This is a genomic window from Pseudomonas sp. BN607, assembly GCF_029871175.1.
In the GTDB taxonomy this organism is placed as follows: domain Bacteria; phylum Pseudomonadota; class Gammaproteobacteria; order Pseudomonadales; family Pseudomonadaceae; genus Aquipseudomonas.
The window spans coordinates 64,663-83,321 of sequence record NZ_SSOE01000018.1 but is presented as its reverse complement, the minus strand read 5'-3'; the positions used below and the strand labels follow the sequence as shown (position 1 = coordinate 83,321).

The 18,659-nt window shown below is 63.9% G+C and carries 21 protein-coding genes; 10 read left to right on the top strand and 11 right to left on the bottom strand.

Annotation, left to right across the window (positions count from 1 at the left end; genetic code table 11):
- Positions 1-38 precede the first annotated feature (38 nt).
- Together E8E68_RS01725 and E8E68_RS01720 are read right to left on the bottom strand one after the other, a co-directional pair.
- Positions 39-1,073 carry an AraC family transcriptional regulator gene (locus E8E68_RS01725; RefSeq protein ID WP_280339362.1) on the bottom strand — a complete coding sequence of 345 codons (1,035 nt, stop codon included), beginning with the start codon at positions 1,071-1,073 and terminating at the stop codon, positions 39-41.
- A gap of 57 nt (positions 1,074-1,130) precedes the next feature.
- The gene (locus tag E8E68_RS01720) at positions 1,131-1,994 is read right to left on the bottom strand and encodes a LysR substrate-binding domain-containing protein (RefSeq protein WP_266030759.1); all 864 of its coding nucleotides are present in this window, start codon (positions 1,992-1,994) and stop codon (positions 1,131-1,133) included.
- 112 nt (positions 1,995-2,106) lie between these two features.
- Between E8E68_RS01720 and E8E68_RS01715 the strand changes: the two genes are divergently transcribed.
- Together E8E68_RS01715 and phnX are read left to right on the top strand one after the other, a co-directional pair.
- Positions 2,107-3,213, top strand: coding sequence for a 2-aminoethylphosphonate--pyruvate transaminase (locus E8E68_RS01715; protein ID WP_280339360.1), 1,107 nt, complete (start codon positions 2,107-2,109; stop codon positions 3,211-3,213).
- A 34-nt stretch (positions 3,214-3,247) separates the two neighbouring features.
- Entirely contained in the window at positions 3,248-4,075 is an 828-nt protein-coding gene (gene phnX / locus E8E68_RS01710; protein ID WP_280339358.1) for a phosphonoacetaldehyde hydrolase, read from the top strand.
- Positions 4,076-4,186: 111 nt separating this feature from the next.
- On the opposite strand, the gene E8E68_RS01705 is transcribed toward phnX, so the two are convergent.
- On the bottom strand, positions 4,187-5,251 hold the full coding sequence (locus tag E8E68_RS01705) for an AI-2E family transporter (RefSeq protein ID WP_280339356.1): 1,065 nt from the start codon (positions 5,249-5,251) through the stop codon (positions 4,187-4,189).
- A 134-nt stretch (positions 5,252-5,385) separates the two neighbouring features.
- Here E8E68_RS01705 and yegQ point away from each other — a divergent pair, with 134 nt between their 5' ends.
- The 4 genes from yegQ to E8E68_RS01685 all read left to right on the top strand — a co-directional run bounded on the left by yegQ (position 5,386) and on the right by E8E68_RS01685 (position 8,747).
- Positions 5,386-6,705, top strand: a complete 1,320-nt coding sequence (yegQ, locus tag E8E68_RS01700) for a tRNA 5-hydroxyuridine modification protein YegQ (protein ID WP_280339354.1) — start codon at positions 5,386-5,388, stop codon at positions 6,703-6,705.
- Positions 6,706-6,808: 103 nt separating this feature from the next.
- Positions 6,809-7,237: a DUF411 domain-containing protein gene (locus tag E8E68_RS01695; protein ID WP_266030764.1), complete on the top strand. Its 429-nt coding sequence runs from the start codon at positions 6,809-6,811 to the stop codon at positions 7,235-7,237.
- Complete coding sequence (locus E8E68_RS01690; RefSeq protein ID WP_280339352.1) at positions 7,237-7,674, top strand: YqaA family protein; 438 nt, start codon at positions 7,237-7,239, stop codon at positions 7,672-7,674. The genes E8E68_RS01695 and E8E68_RS01690 overlap by 1 nt, the downstream gene beginning before the upstream one ends.
- A gap of 74 nt (positions 7,675-7,748) precedes the next feature.
- Entirely contained in the window at positions 7,749-8,747 is a 999-nt protein-coding gene (locus E8E68_RS01685) for an alpha/beta hydrolase (RefSeq protein WP_266030765.1), read from the top strand.
- A 28-nt stretch (positions 8,748-8,775) separates the two neighbouring features.
- Here E8E68_RS01685 and E8E68_RS01680 read toward each other — a convergent pair whose 3' ends face one another.
- From E8E68_RS01680 to E8E68_RS01655, 6 genes are all read right to left on the bottom strand, one after another.
- A complete protein-coding gene (locus tag E8E68_RS01680; RefSeq protein WP_110746942.1) occupies positions 8,776-9,357 on the bottom strand; it encodes a DinB family protein in 582 nt (193 codons plus the stop codon).
- A gap of 14 nt (positions 9,358-9,371) precedes the next feature.
- Positions 9,372-10,478: a cell division protein ZapE gene (zapE, locus tag E8E68_RS01675; RefSeq protein ID WP_266030767.1), complete on the bottom strand. Its 1,107-nt coding sequence runs from the start codon at positions 10,476-10,478 to the stop codon at positions 9,372-9,374.
- A 127-nt stretch (positions 10,479-10,605) separates the two neighbouring features.
- Positions 10,606-11,757 (bottom strand): PQQ-dependent sugar dehydrogenase, encoded by a 1,152-nt coding sequence (locus tag E8E68_RS01670; protein WP_266030768.1) that lies wholly within the window; start codon positions 11,755-11,757, stop codon positions 10,606-10,608.
- A 22-nt stretch (positions 11,758-11,779) separates the two neighbouring features.
- Positions 11,780-12,097, bottom strand: a complete 318-nt coding sequence (locus E8E68_RS01665; RefSeq protein ID WP_280339345.1) for a hypothetical protein — start codon at positions 12,095-12,097, stop codon at positions 11,780-11,782.
- A gap of 188 nt (positions 12,098-12,285) precedes the next feature.
- Positions 12,286-13,251, bottom strand: coding sequence for an agmatinase (gene speB, locus E8E68_RS01660; RefSeq protein WP_266030771.1), 966 nt, complete (start codon positions 13,249-13,251; stop codon positions 12,286-12,288).
- A 24-nt stretch (positions 13,252-13,275) separates the two neighbouring features.
- Entirely contained in the window at positions 13,276-14,355 is a 1,080-nt protein-coding gene (locus E8E68_RS01655) for a polyamine ABC transporter substrate-binding protein (protein WP_266030774.1), read from the bottom strand.
- A 102-nt stretch (positions 14,356-14,457) separates the two neighbouring features.
- On the opposite strand from E8E68_RS01655, the gene E8E68_RS01650 reads away from it, so the two are divergent.
- Complete coding sequence (locus E8E68_RS01650; RefSeq protein WP_280339342.1) at positions 14,458-15,348, top strand: LysR family transcriptional regulator; 891 nt, start codon at positions 14,458-14,460, stop codon at positions 15,346-15,348.
- A 255-nt stretch (positions 15,349-15,603) separates the two neighbouring features.
- The gene (locus E8E68_RS01645) at positions 15,604-16,086 is read left to right on the top strand and encodes an LEA type 2 family protein (protein WP_266030777.1); all 483 of its coding nucleotides are present in this window, start codon (positions 15,604-15,606) and stop codon (positions 16,084-16,086) included.
- A gap of 16 nt (positions 16,087-16,102) precedes the next feature.
- Here the strand turns inward: E8E68_RS01645 and E8E68_RS01640 are convergent, their stop codons facing one another.
- Positions 16,103-16,366 carry a hypothetical protein gene (locus E8E68_RS01640; protein ID WP_266030779.1) on the bottom strand — a complete coding sequence of 88 codons (264 nt, stop codon included), beginning with the start codon at positions 16,364-16,366 and terminating at the stop codon, positions 16,103-16,105.
- A 128-nt stretch (positions 16,367-16,494) separates the two neighbouring features.
- On the opposite strand from E8E68_RS01640, the gene E8E68_RS01635 reads away from it, so the two are divergent.
- Positions 16,495-16,815, top strand: coding sequence for a DUF883 family protein (locus E8E68_RS01635; RefSeq protein ID WP_110746922.1), 321 nt, complete (start codon positions 16,495-16,497; stop codon positions 16,813-16,815).
- 83 nt (positions 16,816-16,898) lie between these two features.
- Here the strand turns inward: E8E68_RS01635 and E8E68_RS01630 are convergent, their stop codons facing one another.
- Positions 16,899-17,516, bottom strand: a complete 618-nt coding sequence (locus E8E68_RS01630) for a tRNA-(ms[2]io[6]A)-hydroxylase (RefSeq protein ID WP_266030782.1) — start codon at positions 17,514-17,516, stop codon at positions 16,899-16,901.
- A 257-nt stretch (positions 17,517-17,773) separates the two neighbouring features.
- Between E8E68_RS01630 and E8E68_RS01625 the strand changes: the two genes are divergently transcribed.
- Positions 17,774-18,637, top strand: a complete 864-nt coding sequence (locus E8E68_RS01625; protein ID WP_266030784.1) for a universal stress protein — start codon at positions 17,774-17,776, stop codon at positions 18,635-18,637.
- Positions 18,638-18,659 lie beyond the last annotated feature (22 nt).

Sequence of the window (18,659 nt, the reverse complement as noted above, 5' to 3'; positions counted from 1 at the left end):
GTCAGGCAAGGCAGTTTTCAGCGCAGCTTCATCGCGTATCAGGGCTGTTCCGCTGCGGGCGCTTGTCGCCCCAGCACCAGGCTTCGGTAATGCCCCGGATTGCAACTGAACCACTTGCGAAACGCCTTGTAGAACGAGCTGCTGTCGGCAAAGCCCAACCGCTCGGCGATTTCGCCAAGGCCCACGGCGGGGTCGGACAACCAGGCAATGGCCTGCTCGCGGCGTACGCTGTCCTTGAGCCCCTGGTAGGTTTGCCCCTCCTCCGCCAGGCGCCGACGCAAGGTTGAAAGAGAGATGCACAGCCCACCGGCCACGGCTTCGGCATCCGGCCAGCCGGCCGGGTCCATGCGCCGCAACTGATCGCGGATGCGCCGCGCCAGGCTGGCGGGGTCACGGTATTTCACCAGGATATTGTCGGGCGCACCGGCAAGAAACCGCTGCAACTCCTCTTCGCTACGTTTTAGCGGCAGGTCCAGGCAATCAGCCGCGATGATCATGCGCGTACGCGGGCGCTCGAAGCACAGGTTTTCCGAAAACATCACCCGATAATCGTCACAGAACGGCGGCTCGGCGCAGCGCAGGTCAATGGCCAGGATAGGGATGCGCCGCCCGGCCAGCCAGCACGCCACGCCATGCACGATCATCCAGAAGGTGAAATAAGTGAATGCCCGTCGCGGCGTGTCACGCGGTTCGTTGATGACAATTTCGGCCAGGCCCTGCTGACGCACCAGGCTCGGCTGCAGGTCCTCGAGCATCAGCCACAGGAATGCCAGCGCGGTTTCGAGGCCTGCGCCCAATGTCGGCTGGCCCATGCTGGCCCGGCACATGAACGCCAGGCTGCCGCTGCGCAAGCCGCGCGGGTCCATGGCAAAGAATTCGTCGTTGCAGCGCTGCGCCAGCAAACGCCATAGCCGGGCATAAGACTCGGCACTTACCCGCGCCTCGGGCAGGTTCAGTTCCCCGACTGCAATGCCGGCACGGGCCAGCAGGCGGGTATCGGGCTCACCGGCGGGGCATGTCTGCAACAACGCCTCACGCACAAGCTGCATGGAAATGGTGTCTTTATAGCTCATCGACGATCCTGTCGGCCCAGTGCCGGCCATCTTAGGCTGCCCCGCTGAAAACAGCCATCACAGGGCGGAGGCCAGGCCGAGGAACGCCTGGATCAAGCGTAATTCCTTGCGCCGCTCCAGGCACCCGACCATGTGCTGGTTGAGCAGCCCCCGACCCGCCAAGGGCCGGGCCACCACGCGCGGGTCATTGGCCACCTCCGTCGACGACACCACGCCAATCCCCAGTTCCGCGGCCACCGCTTCGGTCACGGCCTCGCGGCTATCCAGTTCCAGCAGCACCCGCGGCTGCACACCGGCAGCACTGCAAGCCTTGTCGAACGTTCGTCGGGTCGTCGAACTGGGTTCCCGCAACACCATGATCTGCTGGTGCAGCTCAGCCAACGGCAAATCGCTTTGCGCCTGCGACCAAGGGTGGCTAGCCGGCAGCAAAGCGCACAAGCGCGACTCGCAAAGGTTCTGCAAGTACAGGCCTTTGCGTGGTTCGATCTCGGTCACCACTGCCACGTCGGCATGCTCGGAAAGCAGCGCAGCCAAGGTTTCCTGGGCGTTACCGAGGCGCAGGTTGACGGTAATGCCCGGGTAGCGCTCGCGCAATACGGCAAGCATCGGCATGACCCGATGCGGGCCGTCAGCGGCCACCTCGAGGCGGCCGGTGAGCAATTGGCGGTTGGCTTCCAGCATGGCCTGGGCTTCTTCGGCCAAACCGAACATGGCTCGGGTAATGGCTGCCAGGCGAGTGCCTTCTTCGGTCAACTCCACCCGCCGCGCGGTGCGCCGCAACAGGGTGATCTGGTAGTGCTCCTCCAGCGCTTTCACGTGCCCGGTCACCGCCGGCTGGCTGATGAACAAACGCGCAGCGGCCCGGGTAAAGCTGCCCTCACGGGCCACGGCATCGAAGGCACGTAACTGGAACAGGTTCATATTTATCGGCCTGACTTATAGCTCGGATAACAACAAACAATTTGATTGATGGCAGCGTGAATTGCAACCTAGGCCCCGTAGCTTCTGCCCACCGCTTGTGAGGAATAACGGAATGAGCAACGCCCCGATTCTGCTGACCCCAGGTCCCCTGACCACTTCAATCCGCACCCGCCAAGCCATGCTGGTGGACTGGGGCTCCTGGGACCGCGACTTCAACCAGCTGACCGCCAGCGTCTGCGAGCAGCTCCTGGCGATCATCGACGGCAGCGCCAGCCACCACTGCGTGCCCTTGCAAGGTAGCGGCACGTTCGCCGTGGAAGCCGCCATCGGTACCCTGGTACCCCGTGACGGCAAGGTGCTGGTGCTGATCAACGGCGCCTATGGCCAACGCCTGGCCAAGATCTGCAAGGTGCTGGGCCGCACCTACAGCACCTTCGAAACCGCCGAAGACCAACCGACCACCGCCGCCGATGTCGATCGCCTGCTTGCCGCCGATCCGGCCATCACCCACGTGGCACTGATCCACTGCGAAACCAGTACCGGTATCCTCAACCCGCTGCCGGAAATAGCCCAGGTCATCAAACGCCACGGCAAGCGCCTGATCATCGACGCCATGAGCTCGTTCGGCGCGCTGCCCATCGATGCCCGCGAAGTGCCCTTCGAAGCACTGATCGCGGCCTCCGGCAAGTGCCTGGAAGGCGTACCGGGCATGGGCTTCGTATTTGCCGAGAAAACCGCCCTGGCCGCCGCTGAAGGCAATGCCCACTCGCTGGCCATGGACCTGCACGACCAGCACGCCTACATGGCCAAGACCGGCCAGTGGCGCTTCACACCGCCCACCCACGTGGTCGCCGCCCTGCACGAAGCGCTGCAACAGTACAACGAAGAAGGCGGCCTGCCCGCTCGCCACCAGCGATACGCCGACAACTGCAAGACCCTGCTCGACGGCATGGCCGCCATCGGCCTGCGCAGCTTCCTGCCGGCCGAGATCCAGGCGCCGATCATCGTCACCTTCCACGCACCGAACGATGCCCGATACCAGTTCAAGGACTTCTACGAGCGGGTCAAGGCCAAAGGCTTCATCCTCTACCCGGGCAAACTGACCCAGGTCGAAACCTTCCGCGTCGGCTGCATTGGCGTAGTCGGTGCGGATGGCATGCAAGCTGCCGTGAATGCCGTGGCCGAAGTGCTGCGGGAAATGGAAGTACTCGACATCTGACCCTCTGCCTACCCGACTTCAGGAATCAGCGCACATGAACTACAGCAACCCTACTCAGCTGCAAGCCGCCATCCTCGACTGGGCTGGTACCGTGGTCGACTTCGGCTCGTTCGCCCCGACCCAGATCTTTGTCGAAGCCTTCGCCGAGTTCGACGTGCAGGTGTCCATCGAGGAAGCCCGCGGGCCGATGGGCATGGGCAAGTGGGACCACATTCGCACCCTGTGTAACGTGCCGGAAATCGCCGAGCGCTACCGCAAAGTATTCGGCCGCCCCCCGACCGATGATGATGTCACGGCCATCTACAACCGCTTCATGCCATTGCAGATCGAGAAGATCGCCGTGCACTCGGCGCTGATCCCCGGCGCCCTGGAAACCCTCACCGGGCTGCGCCAAAACGGCCTGAAGATCGGCTCGTGCTCGGGCTACCCCAAAGTGGTGATGGACAAGGTGGTGGCGCTGGCAGCGCAGAACGGCTACGTGGCCGACCATGTGGTAGCCACTGACGAAACCCCGAACGGCCGCCCGTGGCCGGCCCAGGCCCTGGCCAACGTGATCGCCCTGGGCATTGACGATGTGGCGGCCTGCGTGAAGGTCGACGACACCGTGCCAGGCATTCTCGAAGGCCGCCGTGCCGGCATGTGGACTGTGGCGCTGGTGTGCTCGGGTAATGCCCTGGGCCTGACCTGGGAAGGCTACCGCGCGCTGAGCGCGGAAAAGCTGGAAAGCGAGCGCAAGCGCATCCACACGCTGTTTGCCGGCTCGCGCCCGCACTACCTGATCGACACCATCAACGAGCTGCCGGAAGTGATCGCCGACATCAACCGCCGCCTGGCCAAGGGCGAGATGCCACAGGCCTTCTGAAGCCCTGCGCAGCAGCGAGAGGAGCGGCCTCGTGTCGCGACCGGGCCGCATTGCGGCCCGATCAACAGGCCAGCCTGCAAACTTGCCCTCGCCCGCCTGCGTTGGCCAGCTTTACTGCGGCAACTGCACCTGTGGCTTGGTCGCGGCAAAAATCGCCCAGCTGGACACGAACAGCGCCGCAATCAAGGGCCCGATCACAAAGCCGTTGAGGCCGAACACTGCCAGCCCGCCCAACGTCGAGACCAGGATCAGGTAGTCCGGCATACGCGTGTCCTTGCCCACCAGGATCGGCCGCAACAGGTTGTCCACCAGGCCGATCACCAGCACCCCGAACGCGGTCAGGATGAAGCCCGACAATATCGCCCCGGTCAGCAGGAAATACGCCGCCACCGGCGCCCATACGATACCCGCACCCACTGCCGGCAGCAGCGACAGAAATGCCATCAGCACCGCCCACACCAGCGCGCTGGGGATATCCAGCACCCAGAAGATGAGCCCGCCCAGCGCACCTTGGGTAATCGCCACCAGCACGTTGCCTTTCACCGTCGCCCTCACCACCCGGTTGAACTTCAGCTGCAAGCGGCGCTTCTGGTGTTCGGGCAGCGGCACTGCCAGCCGCACCCGGCGCGCCACTTCGGCGCCTTCGCGCAGGAAGAAGAACAGCAAATACATCATGATGCCGAAGCTGATCAGGAACTCGAACGTACCCTGGCCAAAGCTGAACGCCTGGCTGGCCAGCACCTGGCTGCCTTGGGTCGCCCACTTGGTGATCTTGTCGCGCAAGCCGTCGAGGTTGCCCATGCCCAGGTTGTCCAGCCCATGCTGGGCAAACGCCGGGAGCATGTTTATCCCGCGCTCGACGTACCCGGCGATGTCCAGCTGCCCGCTCTCGATGCGCTGGTACAGGGTGGCGCCCTCCTGCACCAGCAACACGCTGGTGATGAATACCGGGAGCACCGCCACCAACAGGCAGACCACCGTCGTGGTGAGCGCCGCCAGGTTGCGCCTGCGGCCAAAGCGAATCAGCAAATTACGTTGCAGCGGGGCGAACAGGATACCCAGCACAACCGCCCAGAAAATCGCGCCGTAGTACGGCAGCAGGATCCAGACAAAGGCAATGGTCACCAGCGCCAGCAGCACTGCCAAGGCTTTGTTCTGTAGAGCGGCTTCGTTCATCTCAGGTCCTCGAATGGCTTATGCGATATTAGTGCGCGCCGCTTGGCCAAAAGTGCCGCTACTCCCTTGACGTAAATCAATACGTGTATGGATCAGGGGCTCTAGCATCCGCGCCCTTTGCCCCGGTGTGCACCATGACCTCCATCGCCAAGCCCGAACTGCTGGCCCCCGCCGGCACCCTCAAGACCATGCGCTACGCTTTTGCCTATGGCGCCGACGCGGTCTACGCCGGCCAGCCGCGCTACAGCTTGCGGGTACGCAACAACGAATTCGACCACGCCAACCTGGCGCTGGGTATCGAGGAGGCGCACGCGCTGGGCAAGCGCTTCTACGTGGTGGTCAACATTGCCCCGCACAATGCCAAGCTCAAGACGTTCCTCAAGGACCTGGCGCCGGTAATCGCCATGGCGCCGGATGCCCTGATCATGTCCGACCCCGGCCTGATCATGCTGGTACGCCAGCACTTTGCGCAGATGCCGGTGCACCTGTCGGTGCAGGCCAACACGGTCAACTGGGCCGCCGTGCAGTTCTGGCAGCAGCTGGGCCTGACTCGGGTGATCCTGTCGCGCGAGCTGTCGCTGGAGGAGATCGAGGAAATCCGCCAGCAGGTGCCGGGCATGGAGCTGGAAGTGTTCGTCCATGGTGCCCTGTGCATGGCCTATTCCGGCCGTTGCCTGCTGTCGGGCTACCTGAACAAACGTGATGCCAACCAGGGCACCTGCACCAACGCCTGCCGCTGGAAGTACGACGCCACGCCCGCCACCGAGACCGTCACAGGCGACATTGTCCGCGAAGTTCAGCCCACCCTGGGCCTGGGCACCCCGACCGACCAAGTGTTCCTGCTGCAGGAAAGCAACCGCCCCGGCACTGAAATGCCGGCGTTCGAGGATGAGCACGGCACCTACATCATGAACGCCAAGGACCTGCGCGCCATCCAGCACGTAGAGCGGCTGGCCGGCATGGGCGTGCACTCGCTGAAGATCGAAGGTCGCACCAAGTCGCACTTTTACTGCGCCCGCGCGGTGCAATCCTACCGCCAGGCGATCGATGACGCGGTGGCAGGGCGGCCATTCGACCGTGCCCTGATGGGTAACCTCGAGTCGCTGGCCCAACGCGGCTACACAGAAGGGTTCCTGCGCCGTCACGTGCACGACGAGTACCAGAACTACCAGCGTGGCAACTCGGTGTCGGAACGCCAACAGTTCGTCGGCGAACTGACCGGCGTGCGCGTCGATGGCCTGGCCGAGGTCAAGGTCAAGAACCGTTTCGCGGTAGGCGACCCTATGGAGCTGATGACCCCGCGTGGTAACTACCACTTCGACCTTGAGCACATGAGCAATCGCCAGCGGCAACCGTTGCAGATCGCCCCCGGCGATGGCCATACCATCTACCTTCCAGTTCCCGAACAGGTGCCCTTGGCCTACGGCTTGTTGATGCGTGACCTGCCAGGTTGAGTGCAGTAGCGACAGTTCGATCCTGGTAATGCAACAGGCACCCCTGCGCCTGGGGCCACTTACGCTATGCTGCTGGCCTGCGCGTCCAGAGGAGTGTTTCACCATGCTGCACAAACACCTGCTTACCGTCGGCCTGCTGGCCATCACCGGCCTGGCCCAGGCCGCCGAAACCATCGACGTCTACCGCGATCCCAACTGCGGCTGCTGCAAGGCCTGGATCAGCCACCTGCGCGACAACGGCTTTACCGTCAACGACCACGTCGAGCCGAACATGAGCGCAGTCAAGCAACGCTTGGGCGTGGCACCGCGCTTGGCGTCTTGCCACACCGGGGTCATCGACGGCAAGTTCGTCGAAGGCCACGTGCCGGCCGAGCAGGTACGCCTGCTGGCCAAGCGCAGCGACCTCAAGGGCCTGGCCGTGCCGGGCATGCCGATGGGCTCGCCAGGCATGGAAATGGGTGACCACAAAGATGCCTATGAGGTCATCGGGGTGACCCAGGATGGCCAGGACACCGTGGTCGCCAACTACTGATGCTCAGCCTGTGGGCGCTGTTTTTCAGCGCCTTGGGGGCCGCCACCCTGCTGCCGCTGCAATCGGAGGCTGTGTTGGTCGGCCTGTTGCTGCGCGAACCCCAGGCCTGGGCGACCCTGCTGCTGGTGGCCACCGCGGGCAACGTGCTGGGCTCGGTGGTGAACTGGCTGCTGGGCCGGGCCATCGAGCACCTGCGTGACAAACGCTGGTTCCCGTTCAGCGCGGCACAGCTGGAGCGCGCGCAGCAGCGCTACCAGCGCTGGGGGCAATGGTCGCTGCTGCTCAGCTGGATGCCGGTGATCGGCAACCCGCTGACGCTGATCGCCGGGATCATGCGCGAGCCGTTCTGGCGCTTCCTGCTGCTGGTGACCGTGGCCAAGGCCGGCCGCTATGCCGTGCTGGCGATGATTACCCTGGGCTGGTTTCACGCCTGGTAACACCTTTCACGTTTCGCGTGGTCCATGGGCTGGTACATTCCCTTTTCCTACATGGTCCTACATGGAGTGCCCCCATGCTGCGCGCAACCGCCCTGGCCCTCGCCTGCCTGGCCAGCGGTTCGGCCTTCGCCGCCGAATCCCCCACCTACGGCCCTCAGCTCGAGGGTTTCAGTTACCCGCATCCGCTCAAGCATTTTGACTTCACGTCCCAAGGCCAGGCCCTGCAGATGGGCTATATGGACGTCCCCGCCCAAGGCAAGGCGAACGGCCACAGCGTGGTGCTGATGCACGGCAAGAACTTCTGCGCCGCCACCTGGGAAACCACCATCGATGCCCTGAGCAAGGCCGGCTACAGGGTCATAGCCCCGGACCAGGTCGGTTTCTGTACTTCAAGCAAGCCGGCCCATTACCAGTACAGTTTCCAGCAACTGGCGGACAATACCCACGCCCTGCTCGAACAGCTGGGCGTGCAGCAAACCATTGTCCTTGGCCATTCCACTGGCGGCATGCTAGCCACCCGCTACGCACTGATGTACCCACAGCAGGTGGAACGGCTGGCCATGGTCAACCCGATCGGCCTTGAAGACTGGAAGGCCCTTGGCGTGCCGTATCGCACCGTGGACCAGTGGTATGCCCGCGAGCTGAAGCTGGATGCCGAGGGCGTACGCGACTATGAGCGCAAGACCTATTACGCCGGGCGCTGGAAGCCGGAATACGAACGCTGGGTGCAGATGCTGGTGGGCCTGAACAAAGGGCCGGGGCATCAAGCGGTGGCGTGGAACTCGGCGCTGATCTACGACATGATCTTCACCCAGCCGGTGTACCACGAGTTCAAGAACCTGCAGATGCCGACCTTGCTGCTGATCGGCGACAAAGACACCACGGCGATTGGCAGTGATATCGCGCCGCCAGAGGTGAAGGCCAAGCTGGGCAAGTACGAAGCGCTGGGGCCGCAGGTGGCCAAGCTGATTCCCAAGGGTGAGCTGATCACCTTCGAAGGCATGGGGCATGCGCCGCAGATCGAAGAGCCGGTGCGGTTCAATCGCACGCTGGTGGAGTGGCTGAAGAAGTAAGCCAATGAACGGGGCTGCCTGGCAGCCCCTACATTTTCCAGACCTGCGCCTCGGTCCAGCCCAGCTCGGCAAAATCGTCTGCCCTCGACCCCGCCTCTTCCTCGCAGAAAAACTCGTCCAGCTGCGGCGGCCTGACCGCGGTGTCACTGAGCATCGCATGCACTTGCCCACGGTGATGCACCTGGTGCTCGAACAGGTGCGACAACAAGCGCAGCCGCTGCTCGCGCTGCACGCGCTCGGGCCGCACGATACTCACATAGCGGCGCAATTCGTCATCGTTCAGCGTGCGGCAATAAGTGATCAAGCGGTGATCAGCCTGCGCTTGTTCGGCATGCAGGTCGGTACAGGTAGCAAACGGCTGCTCCGGGTCGAAAAAGCGCTCGCCATCGGCCTCAGGTTGCTCGCCACGCTGCTCGCACTCAAGCATGTGCAGGTAGAACCAGTCCACCGTCAGCAAGTGGTTGAGGGTGGCCTTGATCGACGGAAAGAAGCTGCAGCGCGGGGCGACGAATTCGTCCTGGCTCAGTTGCAGGCAAGCCTTGTACAAGCGGTGGTTGGCCCAGCCATTGTTGTAAGCCTGGGTCAGCAGATGATGCGACAACGGCTGCATGGTTCGGCTCCTTCTCAAGCGAAGCGTTGCAGTTGCATCTCCCGTAGCCGGCTCAGGGTCCGTTGGTACGGGAACGCCAGATACCCTTCAGTGTAGAGGGCATCGAGCGGCACCTGCGCTTCCAGGTACAACGCTACCCGGCGGTCGTAACATTCGTCGACCAGGGCAATGAAGCGGCGCACCGCATCGTCCTTGGGCGACAGCGCCGGCAGCTCGCGGTCTCCCGCCACCACCCGCGCCGCCGCATCCTCAGTGCCACGGGCAATAAGCCCGGCCCGCTGCTCACCGCCCAGCGCCGGAATAGCCGATACCAGAATGGCCGGGAAGCGGTCGCACAGCGCCATGAACTCCAGGGCGGCGAGCGGTTGTTCGCACAGGTCGGCAAAGCGGCACCAGATGGCCTGTTCGCTGCGGCGCACCACTTGAACGCGCCTGGAACCGATCGCCAAAGGCTGCTCAGTGCCCGCGTCGTCGGGGCTGAGGTGGCGGAACACCTCGCTGAACTGGCTGGCCTGCCCCGCCCCTGCCACCCAGTAACGCTGGTGTTCGGCGCCAGGGTGCAGGCGGTGGTCCTGCTCGCCGGCCACCGGGAGTACCTGCATGTGCCGCTCGATGGCGGCAATGGCAGGCAGAAAGCGCTCACGGTTGAAGCCATCACGGTACAGCTGTTCGGGTGGCTGGTTGGAAGTGGCAACGATCACCACACCCTGATCGAACAACACCTGGAACAGGCGACCGAGAATGATCGCGTCGCCAATGTCATTGACGAACAGTTCATCGAAGCACAGCACGCGGATCTGCCCGGCAAGCTCCCGGGCCAGGGCCAGTAAGGGGTCGGCAGTGCCGTTAAGCTGGAACAGCCGCTGGTGGACCCAGGCCATGAAATGGTGAAAGTGCTGGCGCCGGCCAGGCACGCGCAGGCAGCGGTGGAACTGGTCCATCAGCCAGGTCTTGCCGCGGCCGACCGGGCCCCAAAGGTAGATGCCCCGGGTCGGGCGGCCTCCTTCGACCGCCAGGAAGCAGGCCTGCAAGGCATCGACGGCGCGGGCTTGGGCAGGGTCGGCGACATAGCCCTGACTGGTCAGGGCTTGCTGATAGAGGGAATGGGGAGTGGTGGCCATGCGGCATTCTACCCGAATGCCGCAACGTACCTCATGCCACGGACCAACTTGCGCGCGGGCACCAGGATGGCGCAACTTCCTGTGGACGCAGGCACGCCCACAAGTGGCCGCATAACATGCCGGGCTCTCAGGCTTCGTTGGCCAGGCCCACTTTCAGCAGCGCACCGTCCTTGTCATCGGTCAGCACATACAGGTAGCCATCCGGGCCCACCCGCACATCGCGAATCCGCGCCTTCAGGTCGCCCAGCAGGCGCTCCTCGTGCACCACCTTGTCCCCTTTCAGTTGCAAGCGGATCAGCTCCTGTGTCGCCAGCGCACCAATGAACAGGTTGTGGTCCCACGCTTTGAACATGGGGCTGTCGTAGAACGCCATGCCGCTGATGCCCGGCGACTTCTCCCAGACGTGGTGCGGGTCGACCATGCCATCGACATGCTTGCCCTTGGCCTCGGGGATCGGCAGCATCGAGTAATTGATGCCATGGGTTGCAATCGGCCAGCCATAGTTCTTGCCAGGCTCGGGGATATTGATTTCATCACCACCACGCGGGCCATGCTCGTGGGTCCACAGCTTGCCGGTCCAGGGGTTCAGCGCGGCGCCTTGCTGGTTACGGTGCCCAAACGACCAGATCTCTGGCCGCACGTTGTCCTTGCCGACGAAAGGGTTGTCCTTGGGCACTTCGCCGTCCGGGAGGATGCGCACGATCTTGCCCTGCAGCTTGTCCAGGTCCTGGGCAGTGGGGCGCTGGTTGTTCTCGCCCAGGGCGATGAACAGGTAGCCGTTGCGGTCGAATACCAGACGCGAACCGAAGTGGTTGCCGACCGACAACTTGGGCTGCTGGCGGAAGATCACCGTGAAATTCTGCAGCCGGGCGCGGTCTTCGGACAGCTGCCCGCGGCCGACCGCTGTCCCTGCCTTGCCGTCACTGCCCTCCTCCGCGAAGGACAGGTAAACGGTGCGGTCCTTGGCGAACGCGGGCGACAGCACCACATCCAGCAGGCCACCCTGGCCCTCGGCCCACACCTTCGGCACGCCGCTGATCGGCGGGCCGACCTTGCCTTCAGCATTGACCAGGCGCAGGTTGCCAGAGCGCTCGGTGACCAGCATGTCCTTGCCGCCCGGCAGGAAAGCAAGCGCCCAAGGGTTGCGCAGGCCATCGGCCACAGTGCTGACAGTCAATGTGCCCTCTTCACTGCGAAACTGCTGTTCAGCCGCCGCTTGCGCCAGCAAGGGCAGCAGTGCGGCGGCGGTGAGGGTGGCTAGCCAGGGTGCTCGAAGCATGCAGAATTCCTTTCAGATGGGCTCATGGCGCGCGCGGGTTGTCGCGCGGTGGCCGGGCAGGTTCCAGGTTCGGGGTTTGCTGCTGGCGGCGCAGGTTATCGCCATTGCCGATGCCGCGATTGTCCAGTGTCGGGGGTCGCTGGTACGGGTCGGTGGACGGGCCGCGGACCGGCGGGGTGGCCGGCATGCTGCCCTGGCGACTGTTGGGGTTGGCGCGCTGGATCGGGCTGTTGTAGGGGTTGTTGTTGCCGGCGGCGAGCGGCAACGGTGGCTCAGGGGCGGCGTGCGCGGGCAGGCATAAAGCCAGGCCGAGGGCCAGGATGGGCAATGTCGGGGTCATGCTTCACCTCCTGTACGAAAATGCCGCGCCTGGTGGGTTTGATAGCCTAAGGCGCCGGGGGTTCGCGGCAAAAGCGTGAATGCGGATGGAGTTGATTCCTGATGTTTCAGTATGCGCCCATTCGCAGCACCTGCGTGCTCCCGCAGCAGCAGCCTGGTGCTGCGAATGGGCCACAAAGCGGGCCCAGGTTACTGGCCTTTATCCACCTTGTGCCGCGCCGCATACAGGCACAGCATCTCCATCGCCAGGGTTGCCCCGGCCAATGCGGTGATATCGGCATGGTCATAGGCCGGTGCCACCTCCACCAGGTCCATGCCCACCAGGTTGATGCCGCGCAACCCGCCAAGAATCTCCAGCGCCTGGACCGTGCTCAACCCGCCACATACCGGCGTACCGGTACCGGGCGCGTAGGCCGGGTCGAGGCAGTCGATATCGAACGTAAGGTAGACAGGCCGCTCGCCCACCCGCTGGCGGATCGCCGCAATCACCGCCTCGGTGCCCTTCCGATGCACCTGCCGGGCATCGACAATGGCAAAGCCCTGGCTGTCGTCGTTGGTGGTCCGCAGGCCGATCTGCACCGAATGGGCCGGGTCCACCAGGCCTTCGCGGGCGGCATGCCAAAACATGGTGCCATGGTCGATGCGCTTGCCCTCCTCGTCCGGCCAGGTATCGCTGTGCGCATCGAAATGAACCAGCGCCAAAGGGCCATGCCGGCGGGCATGGGCCTTGAGCAGTGGGTAGCTGATGAAGTGGTCACCCCCCAGGGTGAGCATGGCGCAGCCGGCTTGCAGAATCTGTTCGGCATGGGTTTCGATGCTGTCCGGTACCGACTGCGGCGTGCCGCTGTCGAAGGCGCAGTCGCCATAGTCGATCACCGCCAGGTGGTCGAACGGGTCGAATGCCCACGGCCAGTGGCGGGCCCAGGCCTGCTGCACCGAGGCGGCACGGATTGCCCGTGGGCCGAAGCGCGCGCCAGGGCGGTTGCTGGTGGCAGTGTCGAACGGCACCCCGCTGACCACCACGTCCACCCCACGCAAGTCGCGGCTGTAGCGGCGGCGCGAGAAACTGGTAATGCCGGCGTAGGTACTTTCTGCGGCAGTGCCATACAGGCTGTCGCGGGTCATGGCCTGGTCATTGTTTGCGGCTTGATCCACGGTCGGGCTCCTCGGTCGTTAGGGTCATTGGCGACTGCGGAAAGCGGTCCACAGGCGGTTGCGCTGGCGCAGGTCGGCCAGGGCCATGCTGCGGTCGGCATACAGGCGCTGGCGCACTTCGGCCGGCGGATAGATGTCCGGGTCGTTGCGTACCGCTTCGTCGACCAACGGCGTGGCGGCCTGGTTGGCGTTGGCGAAGAACAGCGTGTTGGTCAGTGCCGCTACCGACTCGGGCTTGAGCATGAACGCGATGAACGCCCGCGCGGCCTCGGGGTGCGGGGCGCCCTTGGGAATGACCAGGTTGTCTTGCCACACCAACGTCCCTTCGCGGGGGATGCGGTAGATCACCTCGAACGGCTTGCCGGCACGCCGCGCCTGGTCGGCCGCCATCGCCGCATCACCGTTGTAGGTCAGCGCCAGGCACACGCTGCCGTTGGCCAGGTCGCTGATCTGCCGGCCATTGGCGACGTAGCTGATCGACGGCTGCAACTGGCTTAGCAGGTTCTGCGCAGCGGCCAGGTCAACCTTGTCCTGACTGTAAGGGTCCTTGCCCAGGTAGTTCAGCGCCACGCCGATCACCTCCTGCGGCGAGTCTGGCATGGCGATACCGCAATCCTTCAGGCGGCTGGCGTACTCGGGCTTGAACAGCAGATCGAGGCTGTCCAGCGGCACATCGCCCAGGCGCTGGCGCACCGCCTCCACGTTCACCCCCAGGCCCAGGGTGCCCCAGGTGTACGGCACGGCATGGCGGTTGCCGGGGTCGGCCTCGGCGAGCTTGGCCAACAGGTCTTTGTCGAGGTTGGCATAGCCAGGCATGGTCTGGGCGTCCAGCGGTTGCAGGGCATTGGCCTTGAGCGCCCGCGCCAGCACGGTGGACGACGGCACTACCACGTCGTAGCCACTGCCACCGGTCAGCAGCTTGGTTTCCAGCACTTCGGTGGTATCAAAGGTGTCGTAGCGCACCTTGTAGCCGGTTTCCCGCTCAAAGCGCTGGAGCGTTTCCGGGGCGACGTAGTCGGCCCAGCTGTAGAGGTTGACGACCTTCTCTTCGGCTTGCAGCGGCAAGGCCAGGACCAGGGACAACAGGCACAACGATCGACGCATGGCGGACACCTCGGCAAATGGGTGGATGCCGCGAGCATGCCAGCCGGGTTACATTGCAAGAATGGCAAGTTTGCAAAGCTGACATTCCTCGGGAGCAATGTAATGCTCGGACAAGTGCACGACCCCGACCTGCACCTGCTGCGGCTGTTCGTCACTGTAGTCGAGGCTGGTGGCTTCAGCGCCGCGCAAGGCGTATCGGGCTTGAGCCAGCCCACCATCAGCCAGCGCATGGCGCAACTGGAGGCTCGGCTGGGTTACCGCCTGTGCAGCCGTGGCAAGGGCGGTTTTCACCTGACGGAAAAAGGCGAAATGCTATTGGAAGCGGCACGCGGGCTGCTGCTGAACATCGAGCAGTTTCGCCAGCAAGCCAATGGTGTTGCCGGGCGGCTGCTGGGGACGGTACGCATTGGCCTGGCAGAAAACCAGGACAAGGCGGTGAGCCTGAAGCTGGCGGCTGCCATCGCGGCGTTTCGCAGCCGGGAAGAGTCGGTGCAGCTGGAGCTGATCAGTGCGCCACCGGCCGAGCTGGAGCGGCTATTGCTCGAGCAACGGCTGGACTACGCCATCAGCTACTTTTCCGGCAACCAGGCCGCGTTCGATTACCAGCCGTTGTTCGAAGAGCGACAACGGCTGTATTGCGGCAAGGGGCATTCATTGTTCGGCGAGACGGGCGTCGCGCAAGCGCGCTTGCTGGAGCAGGACCAGGTGCGCCATCCGTATCGTTTTCTCAAAGGCGACGAGCCGTTCCAGAGCCAGCGCAGCATGGCGGTGGCGGAGCAGATCGAGAGCGTGCTGACGTTCATCCTGTCGGGGCGGCATATTGGCTATCTGCCGTACCATTGCGCGCGGGCGTGGGAGGCCGAAGGGCTGTTGTGGCCTCTGGACCCGGGGCTGGATTTTATCGTGCCATTTACCCTGGCCCGGCATCGGGCGCAGGTAGTGGGTGAGGCGGCCAATGTCTTCGCCCAGGATTTGCTGAAGGCGTTTGCCTGAGTCGCTCTCTCTCACACGGACCACGCAAAGCCTGACAAATGCCGCATCAGAAACTGCAGCAGGTCGTCGTAGTACGCCTGGAAACCCGCCAGCGGGCCCGACACAGGTGACGTCAGCATGGGTTCAAGAACGGCCGGTAGGAGAAATTATTGGGCGTTAATGAGAAACAGGGTCTTTCGTCTGGGCCGATACTTTCAACGCCAACGCGTATTTGCCACACTGGCCACTCGTTCACTCTGGCAAGGTCGTCCCCCCATGACTGCCCGTCTGTACCGCTACACCCGCCTACTGATGGCCGTGCTGCTGACCAGCAGCCTGGCCGCCTGCGCACTGTTCCAGCCGCGCGACCCGGTGAACATCAGCGTGATCGGCATCGAGCCACTGCCTGGGCAGGAGCTGGAGTTGCGCATGGCGGTGAAGATGCGGGTGCAAAACCCCAATGAGGCGCCGATCGACTTCAACGGCATCGCCCTAAACCTGGAAGTCAACGGCCAGCCGCTGGCCGCCGGGGTCAGTGACCAGCAAGGGCACATTGGCCGTTACGACGAGGCAGTGATCGTGGTGCCTGTCAGCATCACGGCGTTTTCTTTCCTGCGCCAGGCCTACGGGCTGGGCCAGCTGGACTCACTGCAGGGCCTGCCGTACAAGCTGCGCGGCAAGCTCGCCAGCGGGCCGCTGGGTACCGTGCGCTTCACTGACGAGGGCAAGCTGGACCTGCCCAAGGGCGCCTACTGGTAAGCGCCCGGCGGGGTACTCAGCGGCCGGCGCTGGCCGCTGCCATCAGCTTGTTGACCTCACTGCGCACCATGCTGGCGTATTCGGGTGGCGTCATGCCGTCCAGCTCGGCGCGTACCCATTCGGCCCACTTGCCCTTGCGCCGAGGTTTTTCGGCAATCAACCGGGCCGCTTCACCCTTGGCCTTGCCCAGGTTGTTCTGCCACATCTCGAAAAGCCGGGCCTTCTCTGCCTCGATCTGTGCCCGTTCCTCGAAGCTCATGTTGGCCAGGTTGAAACTCATGAAGATACCTGCATGTTTGAAAATGGCCGCTATCTTACACCCAGGCAACGCAACATCGCTAAGCCGGCGCAACTTTCCCGACGCGGCGGCATCCATTTTTCTAACCCCCCATCGACGAGGACGAGTTCATGGCCCGGAAAAACGCCGCGCTGGCCGACAGCGATCAGATCAAGGACCAGGTGTTCAGCGAGTTGCAGTCGCTGATCGAGGAATCGGAAAAGCTGCTGAATGACAGCGCTGCCCTGGTTGGCGAAGAAGCAGACAGCCTGCGCGCGCAGGTCAGCCTGAAACTCAAGCAGGCACGCCAGGCCGCTGGCAGCGTGCGTGAAAAGGCGCAACCGGTGGTGAATGCCACCCAGGACTACATCGGCGGCCATCCATGGCAGACCGTAGCCATTTCTGCCGGCCTTGGGCTGGTGGTGGGCCTGCTGCTGGGCCGGCGTAACTAGGCTCAGGTGACACCAAGCGCCGTGTGAAAAGCCTTGAGACGGTTTCTCACACAGTGCGTTGGGCTTGGGCCGGCTGCCGCGAATCAGACGGCTTGGGCCAGCGGGATGCCGCTGTGGAAGCGCAGTTCCTGGTCCGGTGACTGGATCAGTTCCATCTCCGCAGCGCGCACCAGCTCCACCCGGCGGGCGATGTCCGCCTGATCACCGTAGTTGTGCGCCAGTTTCAGGTAGCCCTGGTAGTGGCGCGCTTCGCTTTTCAGCAGGCCATGGTAGAAGCGGCCCAGCTCATCATCCAGGTGCGGTACCAGCGCGGCAAAGCGCTCGCAGCTGCGCGCTTCGATAAACGCCCCCACCACCAGCGTATCCACCAGCTTGACTGGCTCATGGGCGCGCACCAGGCGACGCAACCCGGAGGCATAACGCCCCGCCGACACCGGGCGCAACGCCACCCCGCGGCGCTTCATCAGGCGTAGCACCTGCTCGTGGTGCACCAGCTCCTCACGGGCCAGGCGCGACATCATGTTGATCAGGTCAAGGTGGGTGTTGTACTTGGCGATCAGGCTCAAGGCGGTGCTGGCGGCTTTGAATTCGCAGTTCTTGTGGTCGATCAGCAAGGTTTCCTGGTCGGCCAGGGCTGCTTCGATCCAGGCGTCTGGGGTCGGGCAGCCAAGAAAGGCGTCGATTTCGGGAGTCAGGGACATAAGCGTGCAACCACACAGAACAGGCAGGGCCGGCGATTATACCGGCGGCGGCGGGCGGCGCCAGTGACTATGCTTGATGCACATCAAGCGGCAGTGAGGCCAGTCCCGACTATAGTCTGGGCCAGGCCAGTTCCCACAAGGCAGCGCCAGGCTTGGAGTCGCCGCGATCGATGTAGGAGCTGGCTTGCTGGCGATGGGCTGCGCAGCAGCCCCAGTTTAAGCCGGCATCTGCCACATCTTTCAAAGGGAGCACGCCCATGCAAGCCGTTCGCAGCATCCTCGTCGTCCTCGACCCCGAGCACGCCCACAGCCGGGCGCTGACCCGGGCCAAGCTGATCGCTGGTGTCACCGGCGCGCGCCTGCACCTGCTGATGTGCGACAAACGGCATGACCACAGCGCGCTACTGAGCCTATTGAGCAGTCAGTTGCACGATGACGGTTACGACAATGTCACCCACGAAGAGGCTTGGCGCGACAACCTGCACGACACCATCATTCACGTGCAGCAGGCCGAAGGCTGTGAACTGGTGATCAAGGAACACCGCCCGGACAACCCGCTTAAAAAGGCCCTGCTCACGCCCATTGACTGGAAGCTGCTGCGCCAGTGCCCGTGCGCGGTGCTGATGGTCAAGAGCGAACGATCGTGGACCGGCGGCAAGATCCTTGCCGCAGTAGATGTAGGCAACCAGGATGAAGATCATCGCCGGCTGCATGCCAGCATCATCGACCATGGCTTTGAGATTGCCAAACTGGCCAAAGGCGAGCTGCATGTCATCAGCGCCCACCCATCGCCAATGCTGTCGGCCTCGGACCCCACCTACCAGCTAAGCGATACCATCGAGCAGCGCTACCGCGAGGCGTGCAAGGCGTTCCAGGCCGAGTACGGCATCAGCGAAGCGTGCCTGCATGTTGCCGAAGGGCCGGCGGACGTGCTGATTCCGCATACCGAGAAGCAGCTGGCTGCGGTGGTGACGGTGATTGGTACGGTGGGCCGCAGGGGGCTTTCCGGGGCATTGATTGGCAACACCTCAGAGGTGGTGCTGGATGCCCTTGAAGGGGATGTGCTGGTCCTCAAGAGCGAGGAAGCCATTGCCCATCAGGCGGAACTGGCCCGCGGCTGACGCGATCAGGGTGGGAGCGGCT